The sequence below is a fragment of the uncultured Methanobrevibacter sp. genome (assembly GCF_937881195.1).
In the GTDB taxonomy this organism is placed as follows: Archaea; Methanobacteriota; Methanobacteria; order Methanobacteriales; family Methanobacteriaceae; genus Methanobinarius.
Window position 1 is genome coordinate 1 of sequence record NZ_CALGFC010000048.1, and the last position, 15,285, is coordinate 15,285.

The 15,285-nt window shown below is 27.0% G+C and carries 10 protein-coding genes; 5 read left to right on the plus strand and 5 right to left on the minus strand.

Going from position 1 to position 15,285, the window contains the following annotated elements; genetic code table 11:
* Positions 1-266: 266 nt before the first annotated feature.
* From ileS to Q0087_RS06870, 4 genes are all read left to right on the plus strand, one after another.
* Positions 267-3,728: an isoleucine--tRNA ligase gene (gene ileS, locus Q0087_RS06855; RefSeq protein ID WP_297898938.1), complete on the plus strand. Its 3,462-nt coding sequence runs from the start codon at positions 267-269 to the stop codon at positions 3,726-3,728.
* An 83-nt stretch (positions 3,729-3,811) separates the two neighbouring features.
* Positions 3,812-6,022 (plus strand): phosphoribosylformylglycinamidine synthase subunit PurL, encoded by a 2,211-nt coding sequence (gene purL, locus Q0087_RS06860; RefSeq protein ID WP_297898939.1) that lies wholly within the window; start codon positions 3,812-3,814, stop codon positions 6,020-6,022.
* 84 nt (positions 6,023-6,106) lie between these two features.
* Positions 6,107-7,342, plus strand: coding sequence for a gephyrin-like molybdotransferase Glp (gene glp / locus Q0087_RS06865; RefSeq protein ID WP_297898940.1), 1,236 nt, complete (start codon positions 6,107-6,109; stop codon positions 7,340-7,342).
* Positions 7,343-7,556: 214 nt separating this feature from the next.
* The gene (locus tag Q0087_RS06870) at positions 7,557-8,714 is read left to right on the plus strand and encodes a site-2 protease family protein (protein WP_297898941.1); all 1,158 of its coding nucleotides are present in this window, start codon (positions 7,557-7,559) and stop codon (positions 8,712-8,714) included.
* 124 nt (positions 8,715-8,838) lie between these two features.
* On the opposite strand, the gene Q0087_RS06875 is transcribed toward Q0087_RS06870, so the two are convergent.
* From Q0087_RS06875 to Q0087_RS06890, 4 genes are all read right to left on the minus strand, one after another.
* Entirely contained in the window at positions 8,839-9,534 is a 696-nt protein-coding gene (locus Q0087_RS06875) for a DUF166 family protein (protein WP_297898942.1), read from the minus strand.
* Positions 9,535-9,647: 113 nt separating this feature from the next.
* Complete coding sequence (locus tag Q0087_RS06880) at positions 9,648-10,025, minus strand: putative zinc-binding protein (protein ID WP_297898943.1); 378 nt, start codon at positions 10,023-10,025, stop codon at positions 9,648-9,650.
* Between the two features lie 543 nt (positions 10,026-10,568).
* Positions 10,569-10,982, minus strand: a complete 414-nt coding sequence (locus Q0087_RS06885) for a ferritin family protein (RefSeq protein ID WP_297898944.1) — start codon at positions 10,980-10,982, stop codon at positions 10,569-10,571.
* 291 nt (positions 10,983-11,273) lie between these two features.
* A complete protein-coding gene (locus Q0087_RS06890) occupies positions 11,274-12,506 on the minus strand; it encodes an FprA family A-type flavoprotein (RefSeq protein WP_297898945.1) in 1,233 nt (410 codons plus the stop codon).
* An 854-nt stretch (positions 12,507-13,360) separates the two neighbouring features.
* Between Q0087_RS06890 and Q0087_RS06895 the strand changes: the two genes are divergently transcribed.
* A complete protein-coding gene (locus Q0087_RS06895) occupies positions 13,361-14,164 on the plus strand; it encodes a V4R domain-containing protein (protein ID WP_297898946.1) in 804 nt (267 codons plus the stop codon).
* Between the two features lie 211 nt (positions 14,165-14,375).
* Here Q0087_RS06895 and Q0087_RS06900 read toward each other — a convergent pair whose 3' ends face one another.
* Positions 14,376-15,182: a precorrin-2 C(20)-methyltransferase gene (locus Q0087_RS06900; protein ID WP_297898948.1), complete on the minus strand. Its 807-nt coding sequence runs from the start codon at positions 15,180-15,182 to the stop codon at positions 14,376-14,378.
* Positions 15,183-15,285 lie beyond the last annotated feature (103 nt).

The window sequence follows — 15,285 nt, forward strand, 5'->3', positions numbered from 1 at the left end:
ACTAAAATTTATACTAAAATTTATACTAAAATTTATACTAAAATTTATACTAAAAATAAATTTCATAGAAGTAATAGAAGTATTTTATTAAATAATTTTTCAATTAAATAATTAAGGCATTACACTCAATATTTTATAATTAATAAATTAACTAAGAATTACTTATAATAGAGTATATAATTTAATAAAAACCTTATTTTGTAGAAAAATTATTAGATTAAAAATAATTAATAATAATCAACTCATTTATTAGAAGGAGAATTTGAATGCCAATAAAAGAGGCAGAAAAATCATATGAACATAAGAAAATTGAAAAAGAAATCCAAGATTCATGGGTTAAAAATCAAGTTTATTTTAAAACAAACCAGTTAAGAGAAAAAGGTCCAAAATATTCTTTTTTAGATGGTCCTCCTTATTGTAGTGGTAAAATACATCTTGGGACAGCCTGGAACAAGGTTATTAAAGATACTTTTCTTAGATTTAAATCAATGAAAGGTTTTTCACTTAGAAGACAAGCTGGTTGGGATACTCATGGTCTCCCTATTGAACATAAAGTTGAACAACTATTGGATATTAAAAATAAACAACAAATTGAAGAAGATATAGGAATAGCTAATTTTGTTTCTAAATGTAAAGAATTTGCATTAAAAAATAAAGATGCAATGACAAACCAATTTGAAGATCTTGGTGTATGGATGGATTGGGATAAACCTTATGTAACTTTTGATCCAAAATATATGGAATCTTCTTGGTGGACGCTTAAAAAAGCCCATGAAAAAGGTCTTCTTTTAAAGGATAAGAGAGTTATTAGTTGGTGTCCTAGATGTGAAACAGCATTAGCAGCCGCTGAAATTGACTATGAAGATAAAATAGATCCTTCAATATATGTTAAATTTCCATTATCTAAACCACTATTGGATGATGTTGATAATCCTGATGGACTATCTGAATACTTTTTAGTTTGGACTACTACTCCTTGGACTCTTCCAGCAAATTTAGCTATTTGTATGAATCCAAATTTTGATTATTCTTTTGTTAAGTTTCTAAACAACGAATCTAACGAATTTAACGATTCTAATAGCGGAAACAAAAATGAAAATTCTAATGAAGGAATATTAATTTTAGCTAGTGATTTAGTTGAATCTATTTTTGGTCCAGAAATTAAAATAACAAAAATTAAAAAAGATACTGGCGAAATAGACGAAAATGGTAAGTCTATTAAGAAAATAGAAGAAATCAAAGAAGAAGTTTATGAAATTATAAAAGTCGTTAAAGGGACTGACTTAGAGGGATTATCTTATGAATATCCTCTTATAGATGAAATTCCAGAACAAAAGAAATTTAAAAATGATAAAGATAAGATTAATGTTCATACAGTTCTACCTGGAGATCATGTTGAACTCGGAGAAGGAACTGGACTTGTTCACACTGCTCCCGGTCATGGTCCAGACGATTTTGAAATAGGAAAACAATTTAATCTTCCAATATTTTGCCCTGTTGATGAAGAAGGAAATTTTAATTCTCTCGGTGGAAAATATTCTGGAGAATTTGTTAAAGATGCAAATCCTGTTATTATAAATGATTTAAAAGAAAAAGGATTTTTATATATTGAAGAAACAATTGAACATAGATATGGGACTTGTTGGAGATGTAAGACTCCAATTATATATTTAGCTACAGAGCAGTGGTTTTTGAAAATCACTGAAGTAAAAGACAAAATGCTGTCTGAAATTAAAAAAGTTGAATGGATTCCTAAATGGGCAGGAGAAGGAAGATTCCATGATTGGGTTGATAATGCGAAGGATTGGACAATTTCAAGACAAAGATATTGGGGAATTCCTATTCCTGTTTGGGTATGTGAAGATTGTGGAAATATTAAAGTTATAGGGTCTGTCAAAGAATTAAAAGATAATTCAATAAATAAAATCACTGCTGATGATGAAGATTTAGTTCACAGGCCTTATGTAGATGAAATTATTATTAAATGTGATTGTTGTAACGAATCTAATAATTTGGATTTAAACTCTCAAAAGCCTAATAATACAAATAAAATTTGTAATGGGAAAATGAAGCGTATTCCAGATGTTTTAGATGTTTGGATTGATTCTGGTGTTGCTGGATGGGCTTCTCTTTATTATCCTCAAGAAAGTAAAATGTTTGATGAATGGTTCCCATATGATTTTATAACTGAGGGGCACGACCAAACGAGGGGTTGGTTTTATTCTCAACTTGGTACTGGAGTTATTGCTTTTGACCAAGTGCCTTATAAAAAAGTATTAATGCATGGATTTGTTCTTGATGAAATGGGTAAAAAAATGAGCAAATCTCTTGGAAATGTTGTCCAACCAGAAGATGTTATTGAAGGATATGGTGCTGATGTTTTAAGATTCTATCTTTTATGGGCGAGTAAACCATGGGATGATCTCAAGTTTGTTTGGGACGAACTTAATAATATAAAGAAGATGTTCAATATTCTTTGGAATGTTTATGTATTTTCAACAACTTATATGGCTCTTGATAATTTCAACCCAGAAATTTGTGATTTAAATGATGAAAATAGTATTATTCTTAGGGATGAAGATAAATGGATTATATCTAAGGCTAATTCACTAGTAAAAGATGTTGAAGAAGATTTAAACAGTGCTTTTTTCCATAAAGCTACAAGAAAAATTAATAATTTTATCTTAGAGGACCTTAGTCGATGGTATGTAAGACTTATAAGGGGAAGAACTTGGGTTGAAAAAGATGATCCTGATAAATTAGGTGCATATTATGGATTATATACTTCTATTGAAATTTTAATTAAAGTTTTAGCCCCAATAGCTCCACATATATCTGAAAAAATATATGAAAATTTAATTAAAGGTATTAAATCAGATTCGAAATTAAGTATTCATATGGAAAATTGGGATTATGACGAGAATTTAATAGATTCTGATCTTGAGAATAAAATGGATATTGTAAGAGATATAATTGAAGCTAGTGCAAGAGCAAGAGATATGGCTAAATACAAATTAAGATGGCCAGTTAATGATATAACTGTTGTTTCTACAGACAAATCTGTTATTAATGCAGTTAATCATCTTAAATCAGTAATTAAAGATCAATCCAACACTAAACAAGTATTGACTTCTGAAGAATTTGAAAATATTAAATTTATAGCAAAACCAAACTTAAAAACTCTTGGTCCTAGACTCAGACAAGATATGGGTATTGTTAATAAATTTTTAGCTGAAAATGATGGAAATAAAATCAAATTAGAATTAGAAAATAATGGAAAAATAGTTATTCCTATTTCTGATAATGATATTAATGATAAAGAAATTGAACTATCTGTTGGAGATGTTTTATTTGATAATGAACTTCCTGATGATATTGTTAGTTCTGATTTTGATGGTGGAAATGTTTTTGTCAATACTCAAATTACTCAAGAGATATTATCGGAAGCTATGGCACGTGAATTAATCAGAAGAATCCAAGATATGAGAAAAGATATGGATTTGGATGTTGAAGCTAATATTAATGTCACTGTTGATGCAGATAAAGATTTTAAGAATACAATTTTCGATAAAATTGAATTTATATCAAATGAAGTTAGGGCTAATAATATTTTGTTCGATGAACTCCATGGAGATTCTTTAAATTATAAGGATAATAAATATGATGATAAACATATTAAAGAGTGGAAAATAGAAAATGAGAATATTATCCTTAAAATCGAAAAATAGGGTATATTTTAATCATTATATTAAAATTAATTTTACTGGAAATTATTTATTCAAAAAGTTTTAAAAGGAGTACGTGTGTTTAAATGACATTAACAGATTCTGAAATGGATTATATTAGACAAATGCTTGGAAGAAGCCCTAATGATTTGGAAGAAGGGATGTTGGACGTAATGTTTTCTGAACACTGTTCATATAAAAGTAGTAGGCCCATACTCGGCCTATTTCCTACAGAAGGGGAAAATATTATAATGGGTCCTGGTGATGATGCAGGTATGGTTGCTATAACTGATAAATTAGCACTTGCAGTTGGAATTGAAAGTCATAATCATCCATCAGCAATAGAGCCTTATGGTGGTGCTGGGACTGGTATTGGGGGAATACTTCGAGATATTATTTCAATGGGTGCAATGCCTATTGCACTTCTAGATTCACTTCGTTTTGGGCCTCTTGAAGATCAAAAATCTAGATATCTTTTCGAACATGTGGTAAAAGGAATTTCTGATTATGGAAATCGTGTAGGTGTCCCAACTGTTGGTGGTGAAGTTGAGTTTGATGAATCTTTTAGAACAAACCCTCTTGTAAATGTAATGTGTGCAGGAATTGTTGAAAAAGATAAAATTGTTAAAGGAATAGCTCCTAATATTGGGGATGTATTTTTATTAATGGGTGGATTAACTGGTCGAGATGGAATTCATGGAGTTACCTTTGCTTCAGAAGAGCTTACATCCGATTCTGAAATTGAAGATAGGCCTGCTGTTCAAGTTGGAGATCCATTTACAAAAAAGAAGGTTTTAGAAGCCTCTTTAGAAATACTTGATAAAATAGATGTAGCAGGGGTCAAAGATCTTGGTGGTGGAGGATTAACTTGTTGTATCTCTGAACTTGTAGATAAGTGTGGTAATGGTGCATTAGTTAATTTAAATTCTATCCCTTTAAGAGAAAAAGGAATGACTCCTTATGAGATCATGCTTTCTGAATCTCAGGAAAGAATGGTTTTTGTTATTAATCCTAAATATATAGATGAAGCTTTTAAAATTTGTGATAAATATGAACTTCCAAGAGCTATAATTGGTGAGGTCACTGACACAAAATTAATGGTTGTTGTGGATTCAGATAAAAAAGATGACAAAGGAAATAATGAAACAATAGCTAATATGCCTGCTGTACTTTTAGCAGATCCTCCTTCTTTAAACCGTGAAATTAAAGCTCCAGAAAAAATTGAAGAGTATACTCAAGTTGAAGATCCTTCAATTGATTTATCTATCCTAAAAATTTTATCTTCTCCTAATATAGCTACCAAAAAATGGGTTTATAAACAATATGATCATGAAGTTCAAATCAGGACTATTGTAAAGCCAGGGGATGATGGGGCTGTACTTAAAGTAGATGATCAAAATGCAGTTGTTCTTAGCTGTGATTGTAATAGTATTCATACTAAATTGTCTCCTTATGATGGTGGTGCTGGAAGTGTTGCTGAAGCAATTAGAAATGTTGTTTCGATGGGCGCTGAACCGTATGCAGTTGTTGATTGTTTGAATTTTGGAAATCCTGAAAATCCTGAAATACTTTGGCAATTTAAGCAATGTGTTCAAGGAATGTCTGATTTATCTAGAAAATTTAAAACTCCGGTTATTAGTGGTAATGTAAGTTTTTACAATGAAACCGAAGGTATTAAAATTAATCCTTCTCCTACTGTAGGTGTTATTGGTGTAGCTGATCTTAATAATATTAGAACTATGGATTTTAAGAATGAAGGTGACAAAATTATAATTATTGGTTCAACCTATGATGAAATTGATGGTTCTGAATATCATAGGGCCGTTCATGGTCTTGAACAAGGAGAAGCCCCTAAAATTAGAATTGATAATGAGATTGAATCTTCAAAATCAATTTTAAAACTTTTAGATAGCGATTTTGGAAAATTTAATAATAATGAAAATTTTATCACTGCAATCCATGATTGTTCTGCTGGGGGAATTGCAATTGCACTTTCTGAAATGGCTATTTCCAGTGGAATGGGTGCTGAAATTAATTTAACTAATATTCCTATTGGTGATAATCAAAATATTAGTGATAATAACTTATTATTTTCAGAAACACATGGAAGGTATATTATAACAGTCAAATCTGATAAGCTTGATAATGTTTTAGATAGTATTGATGTTCCTTGTGCTTGTATTGGAGAAGTTAAAAATGATTCTTTAAGACTTTTTAGCAATTCTAATGACATAAATATAATAGTCAAAGAATTAAAAGATGCATATAATGGTGTAATAGAAAAATATATGGCATAATTAATAAAATTTTTCTGAAAATAATATTTTCATTTTTTCAGTAAGTGTAAAATTATATTAGTGATTATATTTTATGGAGGATCCATGTTTTTATCAGAATTAATTCCAATGAAAAATGCTTTAGGTATTCTTAAACAAAATCAAAAAATCATGAAAACAGAAATGATTAATTTGAAAGATTCTTATTTAAGAGTTTTATCTAAAGGAATTCATTCTTTTCATGATTCTCCTCCTTTTAATAAATCTGCTATGGATGGTTATGCTGTAATTGCTAAAGATACTTTTGGTGCTTCTCCAAATGTAATAAAAAAATTAGATATAATTGATCAAATTGGCGCTGGAGATTTTTCTAATAAAAAAATTAACACTGGAGAAGCTATTAGGATCGCAACTGGCGCTCCAATTCCTGATGGGGCCAATGCGGTTTTAATGGAAGAATACACTATTACTAGTAATAAAGATTCTTCTGATGAATATATAGAATTTCATTCTCAGGTTACTCCTGGTGAAAATGTTTCATTACAAGGAGAAGATATTAAATTAGGTGATGAAGTTGTTAAACCATTAACTTTAATTCGTCCTCAAGAAATGGGCCTTATTGCTTCTGCAGGAGTGGATTTTGTTGAAGTTTATAAAATACCAAAAGTTAAACTTATTATAACTGGAAATGAGCTAGTTAATCCCACAAAAAATCTAGAAAAAGCTCAAATTATTAATTCTAATCAATATGTAATATCTTCAATGATTGAAAGTTGTGGGGCTCAGGTAGATATTACTTCTGCTAGGGATGTATTTGAGGAAGTTAAAAAAACTTTATTTGAGTCTTCCAAAGATTATGATTTAATTATTACAACTGGTGGAACAGCTATTAGTAAAGGAGATGTTGTTGTAGATGCTGTTGATTCAATAGGGGATGTTTTATTTCATGGAGTTGCTTTAAGACCTGGGAAACCAGTAGGATTTGGTATTATTGATGAAACTCCTGTTTTTATGCTTTCTGGATATCCAGTAGCTGCTATGGGTCAATTTGATGCTTTAGTTAGAAAATTTTTATTCAAAATGCAAAATATGGAGTATAATCCTAGAAAAGAGAAGAGAACTGCTGGTGCTAAAATATATTCTAATTTAGGACGTACTGATTTTATAAGGTCTCATGCTGATTATAAAACTGTTAAGGCAGTTTTGAGTAGAGGTTCAGGTGTTATTAGGTCAATGGTTGAAGCTAACTGTTATATTATTATCGATGAAAATCAGGAAGGTATTTCTAAAGGAGATTTAATAGATGTTGTCTTTTTTGAATCAATGAACTGGAATAAGTGAAATTTCTATAAAAATTGATATTTTTAATTATTTAAAAATTATAATTAAAAAATTATATATAATTCTTATTGGTGTATTAAAAAAATTATTAAAAAATTTTGTAAATTATTTAGATTGAAATCGATTATAAGAATATTTAAGTTAGAAATAATTTTTAAATATTTATAATTGAAAATAAATAATAATTAAATTTATCCTGTTAAAGAGTGAAATAATGAATGGATTATGGTATTATGCAATAGCATTTGCTATTATATGGGCTATTGCCCTAATTTTCAAAAGTAAACTTACTAATCATGGATTAGAAGTGAATTTTCCACTTCTAATGTGGAAAACTAAAAGACTTAGGGGCTTTATTGATAGATTGGCTAATCTTTCTCCAAAATTTTGGAGATGGTTCATGAATATAGGGATTTTTATTTCTTTTGGTGCTATGATTGTAATGACATACTTATTACTATCTTCCCTTTCAACAATATTTGAAACTCCTTCAGTTTCGCTTGTTATCCCTGGAGTAGAGATTCCGGGTTCTCCAATATATATTCCATTTGTATATGGGATAATTGGTCTTGCAACGGTATTAATTGTCCATGAATTCTCTCATGGAATTTTATCTAGGGTTGAAAAAATTAATATAAAATCAATTGGGTTATTACTCTTTGCTGTTCTTCCAGGTGCTTTTGTTGAGCCTGATGAAGATGATATGAATAAAGCAAAAAAGACTTCAAGAATGAGAGTTTATGCGGCGGGTTCAATTGCTAATATATCTCTATTTGTAGTTGCATTTTTAATTACCATGTCAATTTCATCCTTTGTTATTCCAGAAACGTTTCATGAGGATGGAATTCAAATAGAACGAGTTCTTGAAGGTACTCCTTCTTATAATATTTTACAACCTGGAATGATAATTGAATCTTTGAATGGTCAAAACATTACTGATGGAGATACTTATTCAAATGCTATTTCAACTTTAAAACCAAATGAAATTATCAATGTAACAACGGATAGGGGAGACTATAGTTTTAAAGCAGGACAAAATCCTAATAATAATTCGCTTGGATATATGGGTGTTCAAGCTGTTAAAAATTATGAAATTAATGATAATATAGATAATACTTATGGAAACACTCTTCCATGGGTTTGGTTTTCAATCCTTGAATTGTTTAATTGGATAGCATTTCTAAATTTAGCTATTGGTTTGTTCAATCTTCTTCCAATGAAACCATTAGATGGGGGACATTTGCTTGAAGAACTTTTAGATTATAAATTACCTGAAAATATTGTAAAACCTATAGTAACTCTTATATCTTCTTTCATGATATTTATAATAGCTATAAGTTTAGTTGCAGGTTTTGCAGGAGGATTATTTTAATATTAAATTTATTATTTAATATTAATATTAAATTTTAATAATTTAATCTATAATTTTTAATTTTTTAGTGGCTTACACTAATATTCTTCATTTTGCTTGATTTGAATATTTGAGTTTTATTAGTTTATATAGTATTATTATTATTATTTTCTTTTGTATTATTTTTCAATGCTTTTTTAACTGATTCATAATGTAATTGTGATGCTAATTGTTTATGTGATTCCTCATCAGCAAATAACTTCAATTTATGGCCTCTACAAGGGTAATGTTGGATCCTAAGCCCTGCTCTTTTAGCTATGTTTTCTATATTGTCAATTTCTTCTCCTAAAATATCTTCCACCATGAAATTAGTTGCTCCACATGGAGATCCCTTAATAACAGTAATTTCAACAATTTTTTCTCCTTGACAATTTATTTTTATTTCTGGCTTTCCAAATACATTTGTGAATTCATCAAAAACTGGGTTATTTCCATCTGATTCTAATTCACACATTGCATCAGGAACAGAAACATTATTATATTTTAATAATTGATTTTTAAAACCTTCTCCTCTCCAAACTCCAACTATTATCCATGAAACCTTATTTTGCAACTTGTCTATAATTTCTAAAGTCATATCGGCCTGTTTTATATATGTTATAATCAAATCAAATTTTTCTAAATTTTCAATAACCTCTTTGTTTATTTTTATATCATCTATGAATGTTCCTTTCGGAGATTCTATATCGATAATTTTTGTTTCAAATTTTTCCCCAATAGTTTTCAATGCTCTTTCTCCAAGACTTGAATCATCTCGGATAATTCCAATTTTAATACTCATATTATCATTAATTATTTTTTATTAGAATTTTTATATTTTTAATTTGTTCTTTTTTAGAATTATAATATTTATATTTAAATAATTATTTATTTTACAAAAAATCAAACATCTATTTAATATTCTTTTAATTCTAATTTAATTAGATTTTTGAGTTCTTTTACAACTATTTCTCCTTTATTATCTAATCTTGAGGGATCTAAATCTTTTAAATCTTTTTCTTCTACTAATTTATCTATTTTCATTGATTTTTCTGATTTAAATCCTTTTGATATTAATATTTTGTCTATACAATTTTCTGAACATCCATTTATTGCAATTATTGGATATTTTTTAATTATATCGTTAAATTCGGGATTTTCTGCCACAGTAGCAGTAATACATATTGATATCAAATTATCATTCTCGATTACTAAATCATTGCATGCTGCTCTCCCAATAAGCCCTAATGCACTCATTCCATTACATGTAGCTATTGAAATTTTTTCTTCCATTTTCTCACCAACTATGCTTTAGGTTTATTTAAGAATTTTATAATATTTATAAATATTTTTATTTAATTTCAAATTTTTATTTAAATTACTAATTTTATATTATATTGTAATCTAAAAAAGAAATATATGTTTGATTGGCTTATATAATATATAAATATTAAAAAGATGATTAATTATTAAATAAAAATTATACCTGCCGAATTTTTAAAAATAAATCAGATATAATATTATAAAATATATTTTACTAATTTATATATTATATATGTAAATTAGTAATTTAAATAAAAAAAAAGATTTAATATGGGTTTAATAATGAATTCTATATATAAATTTATATTATAATTGGGAATAATGAATTAATTTTATTTTAAAAATAAAATGTCCTAAATTAATGTATTAAAAAATTTATAAATATATTTCAATTTAGTATATTTTAATTAGTATATTTTAATTAAATATATTTTAATGAATCACCATAATTATCGTATATTAATTTAAATTATGGTGATAAAATATAATATGTAATATAAAAATTTAGATTTTTTAGAAGTATCTTTCTAAAATCCCTTCTAATATTTTAGCATGGCGTCCTTCATCTTTAGAGCTTTCTTTAAAGAAATCGCAAGGATCTTCAAGTTCACATCCTTCAGCTTTTTCTGCAGCAGCTCTTTTTTCTTCATTAGCCATTAATTCTCCTTCTAACATCATTTCAATATTTTCTTTTAAAGTTGGCTTTATAACACCATTCATTTCAGCAAATCTTGCAGCATGCTCAGCTTCTTCCCATGCAAGCCTTTTGAAGACTTCGGCTAACTCTCCATATCCCTCTCTTGAAGCTTGTCTAGACATAGCTAAATACATTCCAACTTCTTGGGTTTCACCCATAAAATTTGCTTTTACTTCTTTTTCTAATTCAGTTCCTTTAGTTACTCCTATTTTGTGTTCATATTTTGGCATTTTATCTTCCTCTTATATAATATCCACTTTATTCATTTTATATATTTATTTCACATAAATTAATATAAATTTTTTTATTATTATAACTTTTTATTTTATTTCAGATGATTCTATATAGATAAATTAATTATTTTTATATTTAAATATATAAATATAGAAAATAGAAAATTTAAATTAAATATATAAATATAGAAAATTTAAATTAAATATAGAAAATAGAAAATAGAAAATAGAAAATTTAAATTGTAAATTTATTTAATAATATTCTTAAATTACCAAATTAAACTATAATTAAATCTTTTTTGCTTCTTCAACTAATTTTTGTCCTAATTTGAAGCATGCTTCATTTTCTTCTTCATCTGGAACATAATATACTTCACAAGTATCTACAACATCAAAACCATATTCTCCTAAATCTTTACCCAATGAAGCAGGTGCTCCTCCTTTTCCTCCCATAGAACCGAAAGTCACAGCTTTTCTTTTAATTCCAGTTCTTTCAAATCTTAAACCTTTTAAATAGTACATTAAGTCTCCAATACTTGGGTAAGGTTCATCATTAATTGTAGGAACTCCAATAGCTATTGCTTTACTGTCTAATATGCTTTTAACTATTTCACTTCTTTCATCTTCATGCAAAAAGAACATTTCTACATCATATCCTTCTGCCATTATTCCTTCAGCTATTTCATGGGCCATTTTTTGAGTTGAATAATGCATTGTATCATATACTATAGTCACTTTATCTTTACATTTTCCAGTTGCCCATTCACTGTAAGCACCAATAACTTTCATGGGATCTGTCCAGATTTGCCCGTGTGATGGTGCAATCATTTTTATTTGTTCAAGCAATCCAAGTTCTGTAACTTCTTCAAATTTTTTCAATACAAGTTTCGATAGAGGTACTATAAGATTTCCGTAGAATTTTTTAGTAGCGTCCATTAAAACATGCTCTGGTATTTCATGATCAAAACGCTTTGAATAACATAAATGTTGACCAAATGCGTCATTTGGGAATAATATTCCTTCTTCAACTAATAATGTAAACATACTGTCGGGCCAGTGTAGTAAAAATGCATCTAAAAATGCTAAAGTTTTTCCACCAAGTTCTAATGTATCTCCAGTTCCTACAGTAATAAATTCTGCTTCTTTAATATTTGGATAATGCCTTTTCAATCCTTTTACAGCTATTTCTGTACAATATATTGGAGCTTTTGGATATCTTTTGTGAATGTCTACTAAAACACCACTATGGTCTTTTTCAACATGGTTTTGTATAATTACATCTACTTTACATTCTTCCCCAGTTTTTCCTTCTTGTGCAAACGCATCATCTACACGAGCCATTAATTCTTCAGTTTTACCAGGGTATGCATTATCTATCAATGCTACTTTATCATCTCCAAATATTAAGTATGCATTGTAGCTTGTTCCATCTAGTGTATATCCGTGATAAGTTCTTAAATCCCAATCAAGAACTCCTATCCAATATACTCCATTACCTATTTTTTTTGCCTGTGCTTTCATTTTATATTTCTCCTTATATATTATATCTAAATTCAAAGATTTATTTAAATATTTTAAATATTTTAAATATTTTTAATATTATTCTTTACTAACTGTATATAATTACTAAAGAAATATTTAATATTTTAAAAAAATTTATATATTGAACCAATAAAATTTTGAATTATTTATTTCAAATTTTAACTGTTCGTATATGTATGAACATATATTTAACTGAACTCCTATTTAAAGATTGTTTTTTAATTTTATAATTTTTATTTTCCCGAAAAATTTAGTTATTATATTAAATAGATTTAATCATATTTTTTATTAAAACCTTTTATAATTTTGATATATGTATTATTAACACTTTTTTACTATTTATTTCAATCACTGTGGATTTTAGACATATTATATGTCTATTTACATACTTTCTGATTTATATTTGTCATTAATAATATTATATATATTCTAATTATATTTTCAATGAGTACGAACTGTTTTATCTTAATATATATCTTTGGTAAGATTTATTTTTTTTAAAAACATAATCAAACTTTATTTTTTCCATTTTAGAAGATATTATCTAATTATAATTTCCTATAAACTTATTTAACAATTATTATTTATCTTTAGTTTCCAAGAAAAAGATTTATATACTTCTTTTTATAAATGAAAGTATATATTCTTTCATTAATTGATTAGAATAAATAAACATATAATGTTCTCTTATGTCTAATTTTGGTACTTATATGGCACTATTAGGATTATAACAATTTAAATGAACATGAATTTCAATTAATAATAACAATTATTTTAATAATAATTTAATAATAGTTATAATTGATGTCATATTTATAATAAGGGGTATAAATATGGATTTTACTGATAAGATCAATGAAGCAAAAAAACAAAAACCTATTCAGATTTTCTCTAAGGGTCATAAAGAAATTGGGGTCAATGTAATAAAAAGCCCTGTCAAACTTGTTATATTATCTATGCTAAAAGATAATGAAATGGAATTCGATGAAATTGTTAAAAACACAGGTAAATCAAAATCTACTGTTTCTGTTCATTTAAAATCTTTACGAAAAGATGGAGTTATCTCTTTTAAATTTGATCCAGAGGATCAAAGAAGAAAAATATTCTATATTAATTCAAGATTTTTGGGAGAAATTGAACCTCCTGAACCATTCGAACTTGAAGAACAAAAAACTGATTTTTTATTAGAAAATATAATAAACAAAAATAATGATTCTGGTGGTAAATTTAATTTTTCTCATCTTTTATTCCATACATTTAGGTCAACACTAATTCAAGAAGGAATTAATATTAATCCTATATTGTATGAATCTGGACGTCGTATTGGCTTAGCATTGTATGAACAAATTAAAGCTGATGATGTCGATATTTTTATTAAAAATTTACAAGTTTTTTGGGAAGAATATGGATTAGGCCGTATAGAGTTTAAACTTGGAGAAAAAATAGAAATCACTACATATGACTGTTTTGAATGCGAATTACTTCCTAAAACAGGAAAACCTGCATGTTATCTAGATTCTGGAATAATAGAAGCTACTTTATCTTCTTTCTTAAAAAAAGATTTAAAAGTAATTGAAACAAAATGTTATACAATGGGTGATAGTTGTTGTGCTTTTGAGTTAGAACCAATTGAATAACATTATTTAATTGGTATATTTTTAATAATTTATCTTTAATAGTTTATTTTTTAATAATTTACCTTTAATAGGTTATTTTTTATTAAATTATAGATAATTTTCTATATATAACTATTTTTACTATATAGATATTTACTTACTATATAAATATTCTTTACTATATAGATATTTTCTAATTTTATTTATTAATTCTTATTATTCTTCTTAATTTTTATTTTTTTAATTTTAATATTGTTGTTGTTAAATAAGGTTTATTTTTTGGAAATCCCTCTATTATTTTCTCATTTTTCATTGTACAATTTTGAACAGAAGTAATCTCTTTTTCAACATTTTGTTCATTTATTATATTTTCCAATTCTTCAGTATTTCTGGATGTTTTCATTAAAACAAAGTTATTTCCTTCTTTAAGAAGATTACCAATATTTTCATTTATTTTTGGAATTATCATTAAAATCTCATCTTTTTCCACTAATGGTTTCCCAATACTTGAAGCACATGCTGTAAATGAATTAATTCCAGGAATCATCTCGATTTTAAAATTTTTTTCCAATCTCTTTTGAACATAAGAAAATGTGCTGTATATTGATGGATCTCCTAAGGTAATGAATGCAACATCAAGTCCTTTATTTAAATGTCCTGATATCAATTCTGATGCTTCATCCCAATGTTTTTCTAGTATTGTTATATCTTCTGTCATTGGAAAAACAGGTTCTAAAACTTTTAAATTTTCTTTATTTCCTTTTATATTAGTTTCTTCATCAGAAATTAATTTATTACAGGATTCCTCATTTTTAAAATCATTATTAATCTTTTCAAATGTACTTTTAATTTCCCTATTTTCTCTCTTTTTTAAAATAGGTCTAATGATTGATAGAGCAATGCTTTCTTTTTCTGGCGAAGAACGAGGAGAACATATAACTGGTACATTTTCTAGAACATTCAAAGCTTTTATTGTTAAAAGTTCATAGTCTCCTGGCCCAACTCCAATTCCAAATAATTTGCCTTTTTTCAATGTCAATAAAACACCATTTTTAATTTTTATAAAATTAGTATTATTTAAATCAATTATTAGATTTAAATAAATAATATTAAAATATTATTTTTTAATTTTTAAATTAGAA

Bases quoted from the DNA above. Each gene is read 5' to 3' on its own strand.
- ileS (WP_297898938.1), top strand. From the start codon at position 267: ATGCCAATAAAAGAGGCAGAAAAATCATATGAACATAAGAAAATTGAA.
- Q0087_RS06885 (WP_297898944.1), bottom strand. From the start codon at position 10,982: ATGCCAAAATATGAACACAAAATAGGAGTAACTAAAGGAACTGAATTA.
- Q0087_RS06870 (WP_297898941.1), top strand. From the start codon at position 7,557: ATGAATGGATTATGGTATTATGCAATAGCATTTGCTATTATATGGGCT.
- glp (WP_297898940.1), top strand. From the start codon at position 6,107: ATGTTTTTATCAGAATTAATTCCAATGAAAAATGCTTTAGGTATTCTT.
- Q0087_RS06895 (WP_297898946.1), top strand. From the start codon at position 13,361: ATGGATTTTACTGATAAGATCAATGAAGCAAAAAAACAAAAACCTATT.
- purL (WP_297898939.1), top strand. From the start codon at position 3,812: ATGACATTAACAGATTCTGAAATGGATTATATTAGACAAATGCTTGGA.
- Q0087_RS06890 (WP_297898945.1), bottom strand. From the start codon at position 12,506: ATGAAAGCACAGGCAAAAAAAATAGGTAATGGAGTATATTGGATAGGA.
- Q0087_RS06875 (WP_297898942.1), bottom strand. From the start codon at position 9,534: ATGAGTATTAAAATTGGAATTATCCGAGATGATTCAAGTCTTGGAGAA.
- Q0087_RS06880 (WP_297898943.1), bottom strand. From the start codon at position 10,025: ATGGAAGAAAAAATTTCAATAGCTACATGTAATGGAATGAGTGCATTA.